Annotated in this window: 15 protein-coding genes; 6 read left to right on the top strand and 9 right to left on the bottom strand. The window is 35.6% G+C overall.

Annotation, left to right across the window (positions count from 1 at the left end):
- The first annotated feature begins 218 nt into the window (after positions 1–218).
- Positions 219–1472 carry an NAD(P)/FAD-dependent oxidoreductase gene (locus AAC069_RS03875; protein ID WP_339919187.1) on the top strand — a complete coding sequence of 418 codons (1254 nt, stop codon included), beginning with the start codon at positions 219–221 and terminating at the stop codon, positions 1470–1472.
- A 236-nt stretch (positions 1473–1708) separates the two neighbouring features.
- Here AAC069_RS03875 and AAC069_RS03870 read toward each other — a convergent pair whose 3' ends face one another.
- Positions 1709–2659 carry an L-threonine 3-dehydrogenase gene (locus AAC069_RS03870; RefSeq protein WP_339919186.1) on the bottom strand — a complete coding sequence of 317 codons (951 nt, stop codon included), beginning with the start codon at positions 2657–2659 and terminating at the stop codon, positions 1709–1711.
- 315 nt (positions 2660–2974) lie between these two features.
- Here AAC069_RS03870 and AAC069_RS03865 point away from each other — a divergent pair, with 315 nt between their 5' ends.
- Positions 2975–3586: a hypothetical protein gene (locus AAC069_RS03865; RefSeq protein ID WP_339919185.1), complete on the top strand. Its 612-nt coding sequence runs from the start codon at positions 2975–2977 to the stop codon at positions 3584–3586.
- A complete protein-coding gene (mfd, locus tag AAC069_RS03860) occupies positions 3579–6953 on the top strand; it encodes a transcription-repair coupling factor (protein WP_339919184.1) in 3375 nt (1124 codons plus the stop codon). The genes AAC069_RS03865 and mfd overlap by 8 nt, the downstream gene beginning before the upstream one ends.
- Positions 6954–7009: 56 nt before the next feature.
- Here the strand turns inward: mfd and AAC069_RS03855 are convergent, their stop codons facing one another.
- The 3 genes from AAC069_RS03855 to AAC069_RS03845 all read right to left on the bottom strand — a co-directional run bounded on the left by AAC069_RS03855 (position 7010) and on the right by AAC069_RS03845 (position 9152).
- Positions 7010–7666, bottom strand: a complete 657-nt coding sequence (locus AAC069_RS03855) for an aspartate kinase (protein ID WP_091091305.1) — start codon at positions 7664–7666, stop codon at positions 7010–7012.
- A 119-nt stretch (positions 7667–7785) separates the two neighbouring features.
- Positions 7786–8145 carry a YraN family protein gene (locus tag AAC069_RS03850; protein ID WP_339919183.1) on the bottom strand — a complete coding sequence of 120 codons (360 nt, stop codon included), beginning with the start codon at positions 8143–8145 and terminating at the stop codon, positions 7786–7788.
- Positions 8146–8150: 5 nt separating this feature from the next.
- Positions 8151–9152, bottom strand: a complete 1002-nt coding sequence (locus tag AAC069_RS03845; RefSeq protein ID WP_339919182.1) for an LD-carboxypeptidase — start codon at positions 9150–9152, stop codon at positions 8151–8153.
- Between the two features lie 167 nt (positions 9153–9319).
- On the opposite strand from AAC069_RS03845, the gene AAC069_RS03840 reads away from it, so the two are divergent.
- The 3 genes from AAC069_RS03840 to AAC069_RS03830 all read left to right on the top strand — a co-directional run bounded on the left by AAC069_RS03840 (position 9320) and on the right by AAC069_RS03830 (position 12984).
- The gene (locus AAC069_RS03840; protein ID WP_339919181.1) at positions 9320–10429 is read left to right on the top strand and encodes an endonuclease/exonuclease/phosphatase family protein; all 1110 of its coding nucleotides are present in this window, start codon (positions 9320–9322) and stop codon (positions 10427–10429) included.
- 177 nt (positions 10430–10606) lie between these two features.
- Positions 10607–11146, top strand: coding sequence for a 3-hydroxyanthranilate 3,4-dioxygenase (locus tag AAC069_RS03835; RefSeq protein WP_339919180.1), 540 nt, complete (start codon positions 10607–10609; stop codon positions 11144–11146).
- Between the two features lie 284 nt (positions 11147–11430).
- The gene (locus AAC069_RS03830) at positions 11431–12984 is read left to right on the top strand and encodes an aldehyde dehydrogenase family protein (RefSeq protein WP_091091289.1); all 1554 of its coding nucleotides are present in this window, start codon (positions 11431–11433) and stop codon (positions 12982–12984) included.
- Positions 12985–13069: 85 nt separating this feature from the next.
- Here the strand turns inward: AAC069_RS03830 and AAC069_RS03825 are convergent, their stop codons facing one another.
- The 5 genes from AAC069_RS03825 to AAC069_RS03805 all read right to left on the bottom strand — a co-directional run bounded on the left by AAC069_RS03825 (position 13070) and on the right by AAC069_RS03805 (position 17981).
- Positions 13070–13567 carry a DUF6646 family protein gene (locus AAC069_RS03825; RefSeq protein WP_339919179.1) on the bottom strand — a complete coding sequence of 166 codons (498 nt, stop codon included), beginning with the start codon at positions 13565–13567 and terminating at the stop codon, positions 13070–13072.
- Between the two features lie 48 nt (positions 13568–13615).
- Entirely contained in the window at positions 13616–14341 is a 726-nt protein-coding gene (locus AAC069_RS03820; RefSeq protein WP_339919178.1) for a metallophosphoesterase, read from the bottom strand.
- Positions 14342–15064: 723 nt separating this feature from the next.
- Positions 15065–16204 (bottom strand): ATP-binding protein, encoded by a 1140-nt coding sequence (locus tag AAC069_RS03815; protein WP_339919177.1) that lies wholly within the window; start codon positions 16202–16204, stop codon positions 15065–15067.
- 76 nt (positions 16205–16280) lie between these two features.
- Complete coding sequence (locus AAC069_RS03810; RefSeq protein WP_339919176.1) at positions 16281–17033, bottom strand: SDR family NAD(P)-dependent oxidoreductase; 753 nt, start codon at positions 17031–17033, stop codon at positions 16281–16283.
- A gap of 75 nt (positions 17034–17108) precedes the next feature.
- Positions 17109–17981, bottom strand: coding sequence for an aldo/keto reductase (locus AAC069_RS03805; RefSeq protein WP_339919175.1), 873 nt, complete (start codon positions 17979–17981; stop codon positions 17109–17111).
- Between the last annotated feature and the right edge of the window lie 84 nt (positions 17982–18065).

The following is an 18065-nucleotide window of genomic DNA, read 5'->3' as shown; positions in this document are numbered from 1 at the left end:
GAATTAAAGAACGGAAAAACCCGTGATTTATTAGAAGTAAAATCAGAATCAGAATTTACCAAATTGCGTACGATGTTTACAAAAAACGGAATTCTACAATAAAAGCAAAAGGTCGCAAAATATATATTTGCGACCTTTTTTATGTTTAGGAAAAAGAGAGTATTGTGTTCGACGAAAGGAAACACTAAATTTGTAACAAACGATTTTATAAAAACGATATGAATCCAACTATAACAATTATTGGCGCAGGAATTTCGGGGCTTTCAGCAGGATTGCATTTGCATCGTCAGGGTTTTTCTGTAAAAATAATAGAGGCTAGTGATAGGGCAGGTGGGCGAATAAAGACAGATAGTATCGATGGATTTAGGCTTGATCGCGGTTTTCAGGTTTTGCTTACTTCCTATCCAGAAGCGAAAAGGCTATTGGATTACGAGGCATTACAACTTAAAACTTTTTTACCAGGAGCAACTGTACTTTATGACGGTGGTCAATTTGAAATTGCCGATCCGTTTCGAAGACCTGCAGCTTTATTGGCTACTGTTTTTGCACCAGTTGGGTCCTTGAAAGACAAATTCAATACTTTTTTATTGAAGCAAAAATTAATCAATAAATCAATCAAAGGAATTTTTTTGCAAGAGCAAAAGTCAAGCTTAGAGCAATTGAAAAATTACGGATTCAGTTCTAAAATGATTAACCGTTTTTTCAAACCATTTTTCTCTGGTATTTTTCTCGAAAACAATCTAACAACACCTAACAGGATGTTTGATTTTGTCATGAAAATGTTTTCAGAAGGTGATGCTGCGCTTCCCGCATTAGGTATGGAAGAAATTCCAAAACAACTAGCGAATCAATTACCTGCGGATTCTTTTTTGTACAATACTAAAGTAGTCGACATTCTCGAAAATACTATTTTCACTAATTCGGGTGCTGAAATAAAATCGGATGTTATTATAGTTGCTACAGAGGCGAATGATCTTATTTCGAAATTAAAAAATAATGTTGAGACCCAACATCATTCTGTTACTAATGTGTACTTTCAAGCTATTGTCGCACCTTCAAACAAAGCGGTAGTCATTCTAAACGCCTCTGAAAAGAAAAAAGTGGTAAATAACTTGACGGTAATGACAAACGTTAGTAAAGCGTATGCTCCAGAAGGGAAAGTTTTAATTTCGATATCCTGTAATGGTATTTTAGATTTAGAGGACCAGGAATTAGCTAAAAAAATCAAAGAGGAACTAGAACCTTGGTTTGGAAAACAAGTCGAAGATTGGGCACACTTGAAAACCTATAAAATTAAATATGCATTGCCAAATCTCACTGTTCTTAAAGATGATTTGACAATTTCTGATATGAAAATCAACGACAATTTATATTGTTGTGGCGACCATTTATTAAACGGTTCCATAAACGCTGCTATAAAGTCAGGACGTTTGGTGGCAGAGTTGATAATAGCAGAGCACGATAAGAAGTAATTTTTAAAAACTATCGACTAACTTTTTATGGCTAAAAAAAAACAGAAGCAACTTTTGTAAAAGCGGCTTCTGTTTTTTTATTTGTTGTAAAATACATTTGTTGTCTTTTAGCCCCGGTAGTAGTGATATCCTTTGCTTTTGTTCTTTAAAAAAGCAAAGATAAAACGAATGACGGGTGGGTGGTCTTGACGAGAAATTCATTTCTGCTTCAAATAAAGACAATGATAACAATTTAATTACTCTTCTAATTTACTTAGATTTTCCAGCATATCTACGGTCATCGATTCTAAATTATATTTATGATTCCAACCCCAATCTTCTCTTGCTTGGTGGTCATCGATACTTGCAGGCCAACTGTCAGCAATTTTCTGGCGGAAGTCTGGTTCGTAAGTAATCGTGAATTCTGGAATATGTTTCTTGATTTCTGCTGCAATTTCTGTCGGTGTAAAACTCATTGCTGCAAGGTTGTATGAAGAATGAATTTTGATTTCTTCTTTTGGAGCTTGCATAATTTTTATAGTCGCTGCAATTGCATCGTCCATATACATCATCGGCATTTTAGTTTCCGATGAAAGGAAACATTCGTATTTTTTATCAGAAAGTGCTTTGTGGAAAATATCTACAGCATAATCCGTTGTTCCACCACCGGGAGGAGAGGAGTAACTGATCAATCCTGGGTAACGGATGCTTCTCACATCCACACCAAATATATTATGGTAGTATTCACACCATCTTTCACCAGATTGTTTACTGATTCCGTATACCGTGGACGGTTCCATGATGGTATATTGAGGTGTGTTTTCTTTTGGTGTTGTTGGACCAAAAACAGCAATGCTCGATGGCCAGAATATTTTTTTTATTTTTTTGGCTTTAGCCAAATTCAAAACGTGAAATAAAGAATTCATATTTAAATCCCAGGCAAAAGCGGGGTTTTTCTCTGCTGTTGCTGATAGTAATGCTGCCATCAGATAGATTTCGTCAATTTTATGAACTTCTACAAGATGCTCAATCTGATTGAAATCCAATGCGTTTATTACCTCAAAAGGACCTGAATTAACAACATCGTTATTTAGTTTTCGAATATCGGAAGCGATTACATTGTCAGTTCCGTAGATCTTTCTTAGAGAATGGGTTAACTCGGTACCTATTTGTCCACAAGCGCCTATAATTAATATTTTTGTACTCATATTGACTAATTTTTGAATCGCAAAGATAACGTTTTCGTAAATATTTTTGCAGTGTTACTTCGGGATTATAAATCCGATATGAAAACAGCTGGAATGATAATTTTCTGTTCGCTATTTTGGCATTTTTTATGCTATAAATGTAGTGTTTGCAGTTGAATTGGAATTTGCATATTCGAATCTGTAATTATAAATTTACTTTGTAACTTTGTGCTTCCTTGTAATGGCAATGAAATGAGCATAAAAGAATCTCGACGGCGAGAAGAAAGAAGTGTAGAAAATTACATTGGAAATTAAAAAGTAACAGAGAACATCCCTATGAAATATAAAATAGTATCCTTTCTTTTTCTGATTATAATCCTTTCTTCCTGTAAAGATGATAATCAAAAAAGGATCGCAGAAAACGAAAAGGACGCCAAAAAAAAGGAAGTCATTTTTTCGAATATAAATAAAGGGTGGGTTTTTTATGATACACCTATAAATACTACTGCCGAAGAAAGTGTTGCCACTTGGAATGAGCTTCGTCTGTTTTTGGCTGAACTAGCACAAAAACCGAAAAAGACCGTTGGAGCATTTCAACAAAAAGCGACAGCCATTTCTAAAAAAGCAACGGCATTGAATGAAAATTTGCCTTACCAGTTTGATAAACCACAAATTAAAAGCAGAATTTCAACACTAATCACTAAAGTGCGTTTGCTTGATTTGTATATTCATTTAGATAACATTCCAGATAAAAAGGTGGTTCACTTGATTGCTGAAATCAATGTTGAATTAGCTTCATTACAGAGGCAAATGGATAAAATTGTTGAAAAAAGTAAAATTCCCGTGGAAGAAGGAGAATCTGATTTAATAAAAATGATGGATGCGTCCAGAGCCATTCCAAATAGTAATCCGACAATAAACAACCCAAACCTTCCTCAAATTGAGTAAAACTGCCCTATATAACATCTTTGATAATTCGCCTAAAATTCAACAAATCGTTGAACGTTTGCAGGAAAATAATCAACCGAAATTACATCTTGATGGTTTGCTGGGATCAGCGACATCTTTTGTCATACGCGCGTTATTTAAAAAAGCAGATGCTCCATTTCTCATCGTTTTAAACAATAAAGAGGAAGCGGCCTATTATTTAAATGATTTGGAACAAATGATAGGTGATAAGGATGTGCTGTTTTATCCAGGTTCTTATCGTCGTCCGTACCAAATTGAAGATACTGATAATGCCAATGTTTTGTTGCGTGCCGAAGTACTCAACAGAATAAATTCTCGAAAGAAACCGGCTGTAATCGTGACTTATCCCGAAGCCCTCTTTGAAAAAGTGGTAACACGTAGAGATTTGGAAAAAAACACCTTAAAAGTGTCCGTTGGGGATAAGATTTCAATTGATTTTATCAATGAGGTTTTATTCGAATATGAATTTAAAAGAGTCGATTTCATAACAGAACCGGGAGAATTTTCTGTTCGTGGAGGTATCGTCGATGTGTTTTCTTTTTCGAATGATAATCCGTACCGTATCGAGTTTTTTGGAGACGAAGTTGAAAGCATTCGTAGCTTTGATGTAGCGACCCAGTTGTCTATCGAAATCCAAAAGAAAATCACGATAATTCCAAATGTGGAGAACAAAGTTTTTCAGGAAAATAGAGAAAGCTTCCTGGATTATATTTCAGAGAAAACGGTGTTGTTTATTCAAAATACCGAAGACCTTTTTTCGCAGTTGGATAAACAATTTGCGAGGGCAGAAGAAGCTTTTGAAAAGCTATCAACTGACATCAAACATGCCACGCCGGATCAACTGTTTTTAAACCAAAAGACTTTTATAAAAAGAGCTTTAGATTTTTCGATAGTAGAGTTGAGTCCAACACCAATTTTTAAAATCGCCAAGAAGTTCGAATTTCACATTCAGCCACAACCGTCATTCAACAAGCAATTTGATTTGTTACTGAACAACCTGAGTGAAAACCAGTTTAACGGTTATAAAAATTATTTGTTTTGTTCGAATGAGGGACAAGCAAAACGATTTCATGATATTTTTGCAAGTTTAGACGAATCCAATTCAGAGAATATTCGCAAACAATACAATACGATTGTTATGCCTTTGTACCAAGGTTTTATTGATGAGGAAAACCAAATTACCTGTTATACCGATCACCAGATTTTTGAACGCTACCATAAATTCAACATTAAGAGCAGCTATTCGAAAAAGCAAAATATCACTTTAAAAGAATTGACAACGCTGTCTGTTGGGGATTATGTAACACACATCGATCACGGAATTGGACGTTTTGGAGGTTTACAAAAAATACAGGTCGAAAACAAAACGCAGGAAGCTATAAAATTAGTTTATGCTGATAATGATATTGTGTATGTGAGCATACATTCACTACACAAAATCTCAAAATATACCGGTAAAGACGGGACACCGCCTAAAATTTATAAGTTAGGTTCGAATGCCTGGAAAGTTTTAAAACAAAAAACCAAGGCAAGAGTAAAACACATAGCATTCAATTTGATTCAGCTGTATGCCAAAAGGCGATTGGATAAAGGATTCCAGTTTGCACCTGACAGTTATTTGCAAAATGAATTAGAAAGTTCTTTTATATATGAGGACACACCGGATCAAACCAAATCTACTCAGGAAGTAAAAGCCGATATGGAAAGCGATCGCCCTATGGACCGGTTGGTTTGTGGTGATGTAGGTTTTGGAAAAACGGAAGTTGCCATTCGTGCTGCTTTCAAAGCGGTAGACAATGGGAAGCAAGTCGCTATTCTAGTTCCGACGACTATTTTAGCCTATCAACATTACCGTACTTTTACTGAGCGATTGAAAGACATGCCAGTTACCATTGGTTATTTAAACCGATTTAGAAGTGCTAAACAAAAAGCTGAAACTTTAAAAGATTTGTCGGAAGGAAAACTAGATATCGTCATAGGAACGCATCAATTGGTTAATAAAAACGTTGTTTTTAAAGATTTAGGATTGCTTATTGTTGATGAAGAACAGAAATTTGGAGTAAACGTAAAAGATAAATTGAAAACCATTGCGGCTAACGTGGATACGCTCACATTGACCGCCACGCCAATACCGAGGACCTTGCAGTTCTCCTTAATGGCAGCACGTGATTTATCAGTAATTACGACTCCGCCACCCAATAGATATCCTATTGAAACTAATGTTGTTGGTTTTAGTGAAGAGATGATTCGGGACGCGATTTCGTATGAGATTCAACGAAACGGACAAGTGTTTTTTATCAATAATCGAATTGAAAATATAAAGGAAGTCGCCGGAATGATTCAGCGTTTGGTACCCAATGCCAGAGTTGGAATTGGCCACGGACAAATGGAAGGGAAGAAGCTGGAAGAATTGATGTTGGCTTTCATGAACGGGGAATTTGATGTATTGGTAGCTACCACTATTATCGAAAGCGGATTAGACGTTCCTAATGCTAATACGATTTTTATCAATAACGCTAATAATTTTGGTTTGTCTGATTTGCATCAAATGCGTGGACGTGTGGGCCGAAGCAATAAAAAAGCTTTTTGTTATTTTATCTGTCCGCCGTATTCAGCCATGACCGATGACGCTAGAAAGAGAATTCAGGCATTGGAACAATTTAGTGATCTGGGAAGCGGTTTTAATATCGCGATGAAAGATTTGGAGATTCGTGGTGCTGGAGATTTATTAGGTGGGGAACAAAGTGGTTTTATCAACGAAATAGGTTTTGATACCTATCAGAAAATCATGAATGAAGCCATTGAGGAATTAAAAGAAAATGAATTTAAAGATTTGTATCCTACAGAGAATAATATAGAAACGAAGGAGTACGTAAAAGACCTGCAAATCGACACTGATTTTGAGTTGTTGTTCTCCGATGAATATATCAATAACATCAGCGAGCGATTGAGTTTGTACGGCGAATTAGCGGCTGTAAAAAATGAAGAAGAATTACAACTATTTCAGACTAAATTGATTGACCGTTTTGGCCCAATGCCTCCACGAGCAATTGCTTTAATGAACAGTATTCGCATCAAGTGGATTGCGACTCAAGTAGGAATTGAGAAACTAGTGATGAAACAAGGCAAGATGATTTGTTATTTTGTATCTGATCAGCAATCTGATTATTATCAATCGCAACGTTTTAGAGCGGTGCTGCAGTTTGTTCAAAAACACACTGACCTTTGTAAAATGAAAGAGAAACAAACGCCAAATGGCTTGCGTCTGCTAATCACTTTCGATAATGCAAAATCAACAAGAAAAGCATTAGAGTTGATGGAGATGTTGGGAGGGAAAGAAGCATAAAAAAAGCTTCCGTCTTTTGAAAGAGGGAAGCTCAGCTATAACCGTAATTGTTTATTTTAGTTTTTCAAATCTTTGATTACTTTAAAAGCAACATCTACTTGTTCTTCACTTACTAAAATAGTGAATTCATTAGAAGTCGAGATTACTTCATTAATGATAATCCCTTCCCAGGCTAAACGCTGAAAGATGAAATAATAAATACCAGGAACAACAATGTTTTCTTTTGGTAATTTAACGGTAATCGATGCTAGATTGTCCAGTTTTTGAATCAGTTTTTCACTTACAAAATGCTTGTCAACCAAGTGATTTACACTATTGCTTACTACAATATTGATTTCATTTACTCCTCTGGATGAGGTGTAAAACACATCAGGTAAGGCATTGATGTCTGATATTAGTTGGGACTGTTTGTTGAAAGCCGTTTCAGAAACAGAGAACGTATAATCAGTCAAAGCAGAACGTACAGTTATTTCACCTATATTTTTTATTACTTTATTAATTTTGTGATTTAATCTAAAATCCAATTCTTCGGTAAGTCTCTTTAGCGACATTACAACAGCACCTTGTTTTACTTCTTTGCCAAACTCGCTTTCTAATTCGGACATTATATTTCTAGATAATGACGTCAGATTAATAATTCCAAGAGAGAGTGCGTTTAATAGAAAGGGCTTTGTTTTAATGTAATTTTCGACAATTGATGAAACAGTTTTCATAATAAATTAGATGTTTTTACTTAGATCTAGTAGTTAGTTGATTTAGTAGTTGTGTTAAAAACGTATGCAAATATAAATAAAAAACATTTTGTTACAAATATAACATCGATAAAATTTACTTAAAAATGATAAAACGCATCGATAAGGTGTTCAATAACAAAAGATTTGCCTTCTTTGTGGATAGCAATGATGTCAAAACGGACATCAATATCTAGGTCTTTTTCATTGACATAGGCGTCAACGGCTTTTACGAGAAGCTGAATTTTTTTAGGTTTCACGAAATCCTGCGGCAAACCAAACTCTAATGAGGAACGGGTTTTTACTTCAACAATAGCAAGGGTATTTTCTTTTTTGGCAATGATATCAATTTCTGCTTTTTGAAAAGTCCAATTGGTATCCATAATGGTATATCCGTTTTTCTGCAAATAGGATACAGCTAATTCTTCCCCAAGTTTCCCTAATTCATTGTGTTCAGCCATCTTTTTTAGTCAAATTGTAAAACACTTTTTTTAGCAGTAACTTCAAGATGAACAACACTTCCTAAAACTAACGCTCTATTGTCGCGGATATGTCCTGCCGGGAAATTATAGACAACGGGAATTTTGTATTGCTTAGTGACATCTTCTATGATTTCAAGGGCATTTTTTCCCCAGGGAATATCATTGTCTCGCATCTTGTACATAGAACCCACAATTATACCTTTTATACTTTCGAGACAACCATTGCGTTTTAAATTCATCATCATGCGGTCAATATGATACAAGTATTCATCTAAATCTTCTATAAACAAGATTTTATCTGTACAATCTATAGCTGAATTAGAACCTAACAAACTATACAAGATTGATAAATTTCCACCTACTAATTCGCCTGAAGCGGTTCCGAAGCGATTCATAGGGTCGGGAGCAATCTCGTAACGGATGGGATTGCCAAACAATGCCAGTTTTAGGCTTTCAACTGCCTCCGTAGTTGCTCGTGGATAAGTGACAGGCATAATTCCATGAATGGTTTTGTATCCCATTGTATTTAAATGATTGTGTAAAACGGTGATGTCGCTAAAACCAACAATCCATTTTGGGCTTTGTTTAAATTTGGTAAAATCCAATAAGTCAATGATTCGAACCGTACCATAACCTCCTTTTACACACCAGATTGCTTTAATATTTGGGTTGTCTAATTGTTTCTGAAAATCGGCTGCTCTTTGGGTATCAGTGCCCGCTAATTGATTGTCGTCTAAGCCAATTGTATTTCCAATAACAACTTCTAGTCCCCAGCTATGTAATAAATCTATGGCAGGTTGCAAGTTGTCATCAATATTTTTTCTGGCTGTTGCCAAAATTGCAATCGTATCTCCTTTTTGTAAAATGGGTGGTGTTGTCATTGGTGTATGGGCTTGACTGTTGAATGATTGTAAAACAAAAAATAAAAGTAGGGCTTTATAAAAACCAAAACTACTTTTTATAGACCAAAATCGGGTAGTATGCATATTTTTGTTTTTCGAGGATGTGTAAAATAATGGAAGTCAATCAAATTGACTAAAAATCAAAGATAATGAATTTCAAAAATAATTTGAAGTTTGTTCTTAAAATGAAGTATTTTTACTCAAAGAGTTGCTGGTATTGAGGATTAAAATTAATTTTTCAGAGGTCAAATATGAGAGTTACGCGATTGATTTTAGTGTTATTTTTTATTGTACCTGTAGTTGATGGATTTTGCCAACAAAAAAAATATGCGATACATACCGTTGCATTCTATAATTTTGAAAATCTTTTTGATACCATAAACGATCCCGCTACAAATGACGATGAATGGACGCCCAAAGGAGCACAGCATTGGACTTCCAAAAAGTACAATCAAAAACTGCAGAATCTTTCTCGGGTTTTACTGGAAATCGGCTCGGCGGAAAATACAAATTCACCTACATTCATTGGTTGTTCTGAAATTGAGAATAGAGGCGTTCTGGAAGATTTAATCAAAGAATCAAAAATTGTTAATAAAGAGTACGGAATCATCCATTTTGATTCGCCAGACAAAAGAGGAATCGACGTTGCGTTATTGTATCAAAAACAATATTTCCGTCCTACAACTTATACCAATATCCCGCTAATCGTTTACCGAAAAGAAGTCGTTAAAAAAGTGGGTGCCAAATTAGAAGTGGAAGAAAAAACGGATGACACTTTACAAATAAGCAATTATAATAATCGTGTCTTTACGAGAGATCAGCTATTAGTCACGGGTTTTTTGGATGGAGAAGAAATTAATATTATTGTCAATCACTGGCCGTCACGCTCCGGTGGAGAGAAAAAATCAAGTCCGTTTCGCGAAGCAGCAGGAGCATTAAATAGAAAAATAATAGACTCTCTGCAGCGGATAAATCCAAACGCAAAGGTGTTGACCATGGGAGATTTAAATGATGGACCTTATAATAGAAGTGTGAAAATTGCCCTTGGTGCTAAAGCCAATAAAGCAGATGTTCCTCCATTAGGAATATATAACCCCTTTGAGGATATGGCTAAGAAAGGTTTAGGGACAATCGCATTTCGGGATTCATGGGATATCTTTGACCAAATAATGGTATCGCAATCGCTGATTCAGAATAATTTTTCTTCTTTTAACTATTGGAAAGCGGGGATATATAACAAGTCTTTTTTAATACAAACTTCTGGTCAGTATAAGGGATATCCAAAACGTCATTCGGCTACGGAAATTGGTTTCAGTGATCATTTTCCGGTTTATATTTACTTAATAAAAGAGGTGAAATAAAGGATAGGTAGTTGATATCTTGCAGGCTCAGCCCCAATTTTGAGAATAGAATTCTCGTCCCCATTAACATTAGCAGATCCATTTCGTAATTATGCCCATAGTTTATGATTTTATAAACTTTACTGCTTGAGACTTTTTAGTAACTTAGCGCAACATTAATTTAACAACTCAAATAAAATGGCAATTTCAAAACCTTTCAACCTTACTAAATGGATTGATGAAAACCGTCAGTTGCTGAAACCGCCTGTTGGAAATAAAAATTTATATAGGGATTCCGGTGATTATATTGTCATGATTGTTGCGGGCCCTAATGCCCGAAAAGATTTTCATTATAACGAGACTGAAGAGTTGTTCTATCAATTAGAAGGTTCGATAAAAGTCATTACACAAGAGGATGGCGAGCGTAATGTATTGGAGTTACATGCGGGTGATATGTACCTACATCCTGCAAAGGTCCCTCATTCTCCAGTGCGTTCAGAGGACTCTATAGGTTTGGTTATTGAACGAAAAAGGGCAGGGCAAGGCTATACGGACGGTTTGCTATGGTTTTGTGAGAGCTGCAATCATAAATTACATGAAGTGTACTTTGAGCTAAACGATATCGAAAAAGACTTTATGCCTCATTTTGATAGTTTCTATAAATCAGAAGCACTGAGAACCTGCGAAAAATGCGGGACAGTGATGGAAACGGACCCTCGATTTATGACTAAAGAGTAAAGTATATAAAGGATTCTCTTTTAGTTAGGAGCCACTTCCCGTCATTCGCTTTATCTTTTGTGGCCTAAAGAAATCCACAAAAGGATGCCGCTACTACCGGGGCTATGAAATCACGTACACATAAATCTATTTTTTTTAATCGCGAAGAATTGCATAAAGGATCTGGTTTTTAACAATAATACCCTATTCTTAACGATATTTTACAGGATGAATTTTGTATAGTAAGTCTTTAAACAATATCTTTACAAAAAAATAATATAACAATTTTAACCAAAAAAGTTACAATGATAACAATAGCAAATCAATTCGGAATGAAAGAGGCTTTGGCACAATTGGGCATAAAGGACATAAATGAAGGAACTTCAACAGGATTAAATCATTTTTCAAATGGAGAAATCCTTGAAAGTTATTCTCCTGTAGATGGTCAATTGATAGCGAAAGTTAAAACTTCGACAGCGGCAGATTACGAAAAAGTAATGCAGTCCGCTACTGAAGCTTTCAAAACATTCAGATTGATGCCAGCACCGCAACGTGGTGAAATCGTGCGTCAGTTTGGAGAAAAATTACGTGAAAATAAAGATGCTTTAGGTAAATTGGTTTCTTACGAAATGGGGAAATCATTACAAGAAGGATATGGTGAGGTTCAGGAGATGATTGATATCTGTGATTTTGCAGTTGGTCTTTCTCGTCAATTGCATGGTTTAACAATGCATTCTGAGCGTCCACAACATAGAATGTATGAGCAATATCATCCATTGGGAGTTGTTGGGATTATCTCAGCGTTTAACTTTCCAGTAGCTGTTTGGGCTTGGAATACCGCTTTGGCTTGGATCGCTGGTGATGTTTGCGTTTGGAAACCATCAGAGAAAACACCACTTTGTGGAATCGCCTGTCAAAACATAATTGCTGAGGTAATTAAAGAAAATAACCTTCCAGAAGGAATCTCTTGTTTAATCAACGGAGATTACAAAGTAGGTGAAATGATGACTAATGACAAACGTGTACCGTTAATTTCTGCAACAGGTTCTACTCGTATGGGGAAAATCGTTGCGCAAACAGTAGCAGGTCGTTTAGGAAGATCATTATTGGAATTAGGTGGAAACAATGCAATCATTGTTACGCCAGATGCTGATATAAAAATGACAGTTATCGGTGCTGTTTTTGGAGCAGTAGGAACTGCAGGACAAAGATGTACTTCAACTCGCCGTTTAATTATTCATGAAAGTATTTATGATACAGTAAAAGACGCTGTTGTGGCAGCTTACAAGCAACTAAGCATCGGAAATCCATTAGACGAAAACAATCACGTTGGACCACTAATCGACACGCATGCGGTTGAAATGTACAATAGAGCGTTGACTAAAGTAGTAGAACAAGGTGGTAAAATTCTTGTTGAAGGTGGTGTTCTTTCAGGAGAAGGGTACGAAAGTGGATGTTACGTGAAACCTGCAATTGCAGAAGCGGACAATTCATTTGAAATCGTACAACACGAAACTTTTGCTCCAGTATTGTATTTATTGAAATATTCAGGAACTGTAGAAAATGCGCTTGACGTTCAAAACGGAGTAGCACAAGGATTGTCTTCTGCGATTATGACTAACAATTTAAGAGAAGCAGAGCATTTCTTATCTGTTGCAGGGTCAGATTGTGGTATTGCCAATGTAAACATCGGGACTTCTGGTGCTGAAATCGGTGGTGCTTTTGGAGGAGAAAAAGAAACAGGTGGTGGGCGTGAGTCAGGTTCAGATGCATGGAAAGTGTATATGCGTCGTCAAACCAATACAATCAATTATGGAACTTCTTTGCCTTTGGCACAAGGAATCAAATTTGATTTGTAGTACTTAAAACACATAAACTAAAAAAGGCAATTTGAAAATTTCAAATTGCCTTTTTTTATTGTAAAAATGTAGTAATTGTATTGTGCTACAAATTAAACGATGCTCCAATATTGAAAACAAACTGATTGTTCAAATGGTCAAATCCAGTTATGTTTTTGTCGTATTTAGCTATTGGTACTCCAGCTTCACCAAATAATCCAAAACCTTCGGTAAAGAAATAACGGAAACCAAGATGTGCGCCAAAGTTATGTAAACCTAAATCCAAGCCTGGATAAATATCCATATTTGGCTCCATTTTCAATACATTTCCTAAATTAGCGTTAAATCGTGCTTTAAAATCTACCCGTTGACCAAAATCTGGAATATTTCCCAATTCGTCTTCGTTAACAGATAATAAATAATTAGCCGTAAGCCCTAAGGACATGTTTTCGCCAATTCCAAAATCAGAAGAAATGAAAATTCCTGTTCCTCCGTCTTGTAGATTTAGACCTACTTGACCTTTCACATCTCCATTTCCTTTAAAGGCTTGTGCATTTGTAAGCCAAACGGACGATAGTAATAATAATGTGATTACTTTTTTCATATGTGTCAATATTTTTAAACTATTGAGACAAAATTAGTTTATTAAATTTTAATTTCTCCCTTTTTCGTCAAAATACAAAGCGTTCAAGGGCTCACTTTGCCAGAATTCTTTTGTATTTACGTCCATTATGGTCAAAGGACCTTTAAAAGCAGCTCCTGTATCCACGTTCCAGACACAAGCCATTTGTACCGGTTCTGTTTTACCTATGCGAGTCACTGGCGTATGGCCTATGTAGATTTCGTCATACAAAGTCAATCGCTTCGGATAGAGCATGTCATTGGGTTTGATACTTCGGTCTAATGACAGAGCAGTTTCCCATAAGGTTCTATCCCAGTAAAATAATTTTGGAAAGAATTCATAAGCAACTCCATTCATGTTTGTAAATCCGGCATGAACAAAAAGGCGGTTTTTCTCATCTAAATAGTAGTCTTTTAACGAAAGTAAAAAGTCAACATGCAATTGTTTTGTAACGGCATCTACTTTTTCATAAGCTAGTACAGTTGCTTCGCCACCATGCTTGTACCACATGAGGTTGTCTTTACTATCTTTTAACCAATGCAATAATAATTCATCGTGATTTCCCCGGATAAAGACACAATTGTTTGTGCTATTCAATTCAATTAAGTAATCGAGGACTTGTGGAGATTGGCTCCAGCCATCTACATAATCCCCTAAAAAAATCAAGGAATCTTCGGCAGTTACCTTGGCTCTTTCCATGATTTGGTGCAGTGCACGTAAGCCTCCGTGTATATCTCCTATAACTAATGTTCTCATTTTGTGTTTGGTCAATCGGGATTATAAAAAACAGCAAGAGTGTTTTTTTTCTAATCCATAAAATTAAGGAAAAGAGTTGGGAAGAGAGAATTTTTAATTATTTTTTTATCTTAAAATTAAAGTGGAGCAGAAAACAGTATAACAAGTAAAAGATCGTTGATTGTGTTTGAAGTATTTTATTGAGCTATCGTAATTTGTAGCAGATGCAACGGTTTCCATCTTTAGCGAGAGTAAATCGTGCCTCAATAGTAAACGATAAAAATTTAAACGGAGGAAGCGGGCTAACATAAAAGTTTAGCTAAATTGCATGGACGAAATAGTTGTATTTTACGATAGATTTGTTTTTAATGAGTTGATTCTGAAATAAAATAGCTATTTTTGAATTGCGTAAATATCACTAAATTTAGTGATTGTTTGCTGTGGTATTTTGAAGTAATTTTACAAAAAAACTTTCTACAATGAATACACTTATCGTCTTGTCGCTTTTAATTATTCGAATGGTAGCCAGCTTTATTAATGACCTTTTTATGGCTGCCTGTCATTTTTAAAACGGAGCAATAGAAGGAAGTCCTTTTAAAGAAGCATCAGTAGTACTACTGATGTTTTCCTACAAGCCCTAGTTTACTTTTTCAAATTAGAAAGGCTTTTAAATCACCACTGTATTTAGGGCGCAAGTATCTAAATACGATACGGTATATTTGTTTTTGTAAAATGACTTAATTTTTACTTCACATCGTACTTCATCTTTCTCAAAATTCGCATTGCTTCTTTAAAGGATAAATAAATGTGAGGAAAAGGTTTTAAAAAAGGCTTAGCTTCCTCTAGTTTTTCTTTAGCCTCATCAAATCCGTTGAGGTAACAAATCATAAATGTCGAGGGCACATTTTCCAGATCCTTTTGTTCACCCGCTGTTAATGTGAGTCCTTTTTTTAGTTTTGCTAAAACAGCAAGATTAGAATTGTAAATGTGGTAAAGCATTTTTCGGCTGAATTCCGGTGGTTGGAAAAGCATCTCGTTTTCTATTTTGTAGTACCCATTTTCATAAAAATAGATAGTTTGTTTCTCCAGGGGATAATAACTCGTCTTGTCATTCAGGCCCAAAGAAAGATATTCAGTAATGGTAAAAGTATCCTCATCATAAGTAATGGTAACCACATCTTGATCGGAATAAAACAATTTAATTTGCTCATTTATCAGTTCGATGTCAACACGGGACAAAAATGTTTTATCTCTTACTTTTTTTGGAGTTCCGGCCCAGCAAATCACAAATAATTCTTTGAAGACCTTGTACTTGGGTGCCATGTCTTTGTGGCGAAAATTCATAAAATCAAATACGCCGTCCAAGGTGTATTTGATGTTGTTTCGAGCATTATTCTCTATGCCAATTACGGTTTCTGAGTTTTGAAAATTCTTTTTAATTTTTTCTTCCGTCGGCATCGTGTTGCTGCCATGCCTTATAAAGACGCTATTGACCAGAATAGTATGAATCCCTTTTTTAAAATACGAGATGTTATTTTTTGGTTTTACCGTCACTAATCCAATCACCTTGTCTTTTGGTAAGTTTGGGAAAGGGACATTTTCATATTGAATCTTAGGTGGGTTTTCTAAATAGGCATTTACTAAATTCTGAATATGGCTGTCATCAAAAAAATCTACCCCCACGATTTCATTATCTTGATCTTCGACTCCTACCACGATGTAAGAATTATTGGCAGGGTTGGAATTGGATAAAGCGCAAATGTGTTTTAAAAACTTTGCTTTTCCTTCACGAGTATGCAAGTTCAATTGGCGCTTTTTGTCATAAAAGCTACTCTCATCATTTTGAGCGAGCAGGTTTTTAATTAAAAGGCGCTTATTGATCATTCTATTTTATTATTTATTGACCCGTTAGATAAAAATCTTTAAAAAACTAAAATTTAATTGCCTTACATGCGTTGCTTTAATTCTTTTTTACAATCGTCGAAGAAGCCTGTGCAGTACTCATTACCACTAAATCGGCAATATTAACATGATAGGGTCTGGATACCACGAAATGAATAATATCAGCAATATCTTCTGGTTGTAAGGGTGTGAAACCTTGATATACTTTTTCAGCTCTATCTGTATCTCCCTTAAAACGCACTTCGCTAAATTCAGTTTGCACCATTCCGGGATGGATAGCGCCCACTCTTATTCCGAAGGGGTTTAAATCCATTCGCATGCCTTGATTTAAGGCATCAACCGCATGTTTTGTGGCACAATAGACATTTCCGTTTGGATACACTTCTTTTGCGGCAGTGGAACCAATATTGATGATATGACCTGATTTTCTTTCGATCATTTGGGGAATGATGGCTTTCGAAACATATAACAAGCCTTTTACGTTGATATCGATCATGGCATCCCAATCGTCTAAATCGCCAGTTTGAATAGGGTCTAATCCATGTGCGTTACCAGCATTGTTGATAAGAATGTCTATAGTAGAAAAAGCTATAGGTAAAGAAGCTATGCTTTCTGACACCGCTTTTTTATCACGCACATCAAATAGTAGAGTATGTACCGCTGTCAGTTCTGAAAGTTCCTTTTCGAGTTCTGCCATTCGGTCTTCGCGTCTTCCACACAGGATAATTTTATAGTTGTTTTTTGCTAATATTTGTGCGGTCGCTTTACCGATTCCGCTGGTTGCACCGGTTATTAAGGCTGTTTTACTCATGGTTTATTATTTGTGTCGAAATCAGTATTGTTGGATTTCATTTTTATTGTTTTATAACTACAATTGGCACTTAAATTAAGGCACATCTTCTCCCATACTTTCTGCCCAGATGGCAAACCAATCTTCTTTTTCAAGATCTAGTTCGACTGCTTTCATCAACGATTGTATTCTGGCAACATTTACTGTTCCTGCTATAGGAAGCACTTTGGCTGGATGTTGTAAAACCCAGGAAAGTAAAATTGTGTCAGCACCCAAATGGTATTTTGAAACCAAGGTTGCCAATATTTTTTTTAGTCGATGTGTTTGCGGGATATCTTTCCTGAAAACAAATCCTAACGGATTCCAAGACATCGGGCGAATTTTATTTAGTTGCATATAATCAAAACTGCCGTCAATCATAGGTTCAAAATTTGTTGCCGAAAACTGTACCTGATTGTAGCTCACTTCTGTTTTTTGACGAATCAATTCAGTTTGAGAACTGGTAAAATTAGAGAGTCCAAAGTCGACTATTTTTCCCTCTGATTTTAGTTTTTCTACTGCTTCGGCAATTTCATCTGCTTGCATCAACGGACTAGGTCTGTGTAACAAAAATACATCTAAATAATCAGTTTGTAAATTCTTTAACGATTGTTCAACTGACCAGATAATGTGTGACTTAGAGTAGTCGTAATGTTTGATTTTGTTGTCTCGGTTTTCAGCCAGCATTTGAATCCCACATTTGGAAATAAGCTGGATTTTTTCTCTCGCTACGTTGCTCGAAGAAAATGCTTTTCCGAAGTCGGATTCGGTAGTGTAACCACCGTAAATATCGGCATGGTCAAAGGTGGTAATTTTATTTTCTAAACAGACATGGATCATACTTTCCATTTCCTTTGGGGTTAGGTTTTTGTCCCAAACTCCCCAATTCATAGTGCCTGCAATTATAGGTGATAATGTCGTTTTGCTCATGGTTTTTATTTTTTACTGAAACTCGTATTTTTCTTATTTCAAAGTATATTTTTCAAAGTTCTTAAAAATATAAAAATTGTATCA

Source organism: uncultured Flavobacterium sp. (assembly GCF_963974175.1).
In the GTDB taxonomy this organism is placed as follows: domain Bacteria; phylum Bacteroidota; class Bacteroidia; order Flavobacteriales; family Flavobacteriaceae; genus Flavobacterium.
This window is presented reverse-complemented; position numbering and strand designations above follow the sequence as displayed.

Excerpts from the sequence above, each read along its gene's own strand:
- AAC069_RS03875 (WP_339919187.1), top strand. The coding sequence starts at position 219 with ATGAATCCAACTATAACAATTATTGGCGCAGGAATTTCGGGGCTTTCA.
- AAC069_RS03870 (WP_339919186.1), bottom strand. The coding sequence starts at position 2,659 with ATGAGTACAAAAATATTAATTATAGGCGCTTGTGGACAAATAGGTACC.
- AAC069_RS03865 (WP_339919185.1), top strand. The coding sequence starts at position 2,975 with ATGAAATATAAAATAGTATCCTTTCTTTTTCTGATTATAATCCTTTCT.
- AAC069_RS03855 (WP_091091305.1), bottom strand. The coding sequence starts at position 7,666 with ATGAAAACTGTTTCATCAATTGTCGAAAATTACATTAAAACAAAGCCC.
- AAC069_RS03850 (WP_339919183.1), bottom strand. The coding sequence starts at position 8,145 with ATGGCTGAACACAATGAATTAGGGAAACTTGGGGAAGAATTAGCTGTA.
- AAC069_RS03845 (WP_339919182.1), bottom strand. The coding sequence starts at position 9,152 with ATGCATACTACCCGATTTTGGTCTATAAAAAGTAGTTTTGGTTTTTAT.
- AAC069_RS03840 (WP_339919181.1), top strand. The coding sequence starts at position 9,320 with ATGAGAGTTACGCGATTGATTTTAGTGTTATTTTTTATTGTACCTGTA.
- AAC069_RS03835 (WP_339919180.1), top strand. The coding sequence starts at position 10,607 with ATGGCAATTTCAAAACCTTTCAACCTTACTAAATGGATTGATGAAAAC.
- AAC069_RS03830 (WP_091091289.1), top strand. The coding sequence starts at position 11,431 with ATGATAACAATAGCAAATCAATTCGGAATGAAAGAGGCTTTGGCACAA.
- AAC069_RS03825 (WP_339919179.1), bottom strand. The coding sequence starts at position 13,567 with ATGAAAAAAGTAATCACATTATTATTACTATCGTCCGTTTGGCTTACA.
- AAC069_RS03820 (WP_339919178.1), bottom strand. The coding sequence starts at position 14,341 with ATGAGAACATTAGTTATAGGAGATATACACGGAGGCTTACGTGCACTG.
- AAC069_RS03815 (WP_339919177.1), bottom strand. The coding sequence starts at position 16,204 with ATGATCAATAAGCGCCTTTTAATTAAAAACCTGCTCGCTCAAAATGAT.
- AAC069_RS03810 (WP_339919176.1), bottom strand. The coding sequence starts at position 17,033 with ATGAGTAAAACAGCCTTAATAACCGGTGCAACCAGCGGAATCGGTAAA.
- AAC069_RS03805 (WP_339919175.1), bottom strand. The coding sequence starts at position 17,981 with ATGAGCAAAACGACATTATCACCTATAATTGCAGGCACTATGAATTGG.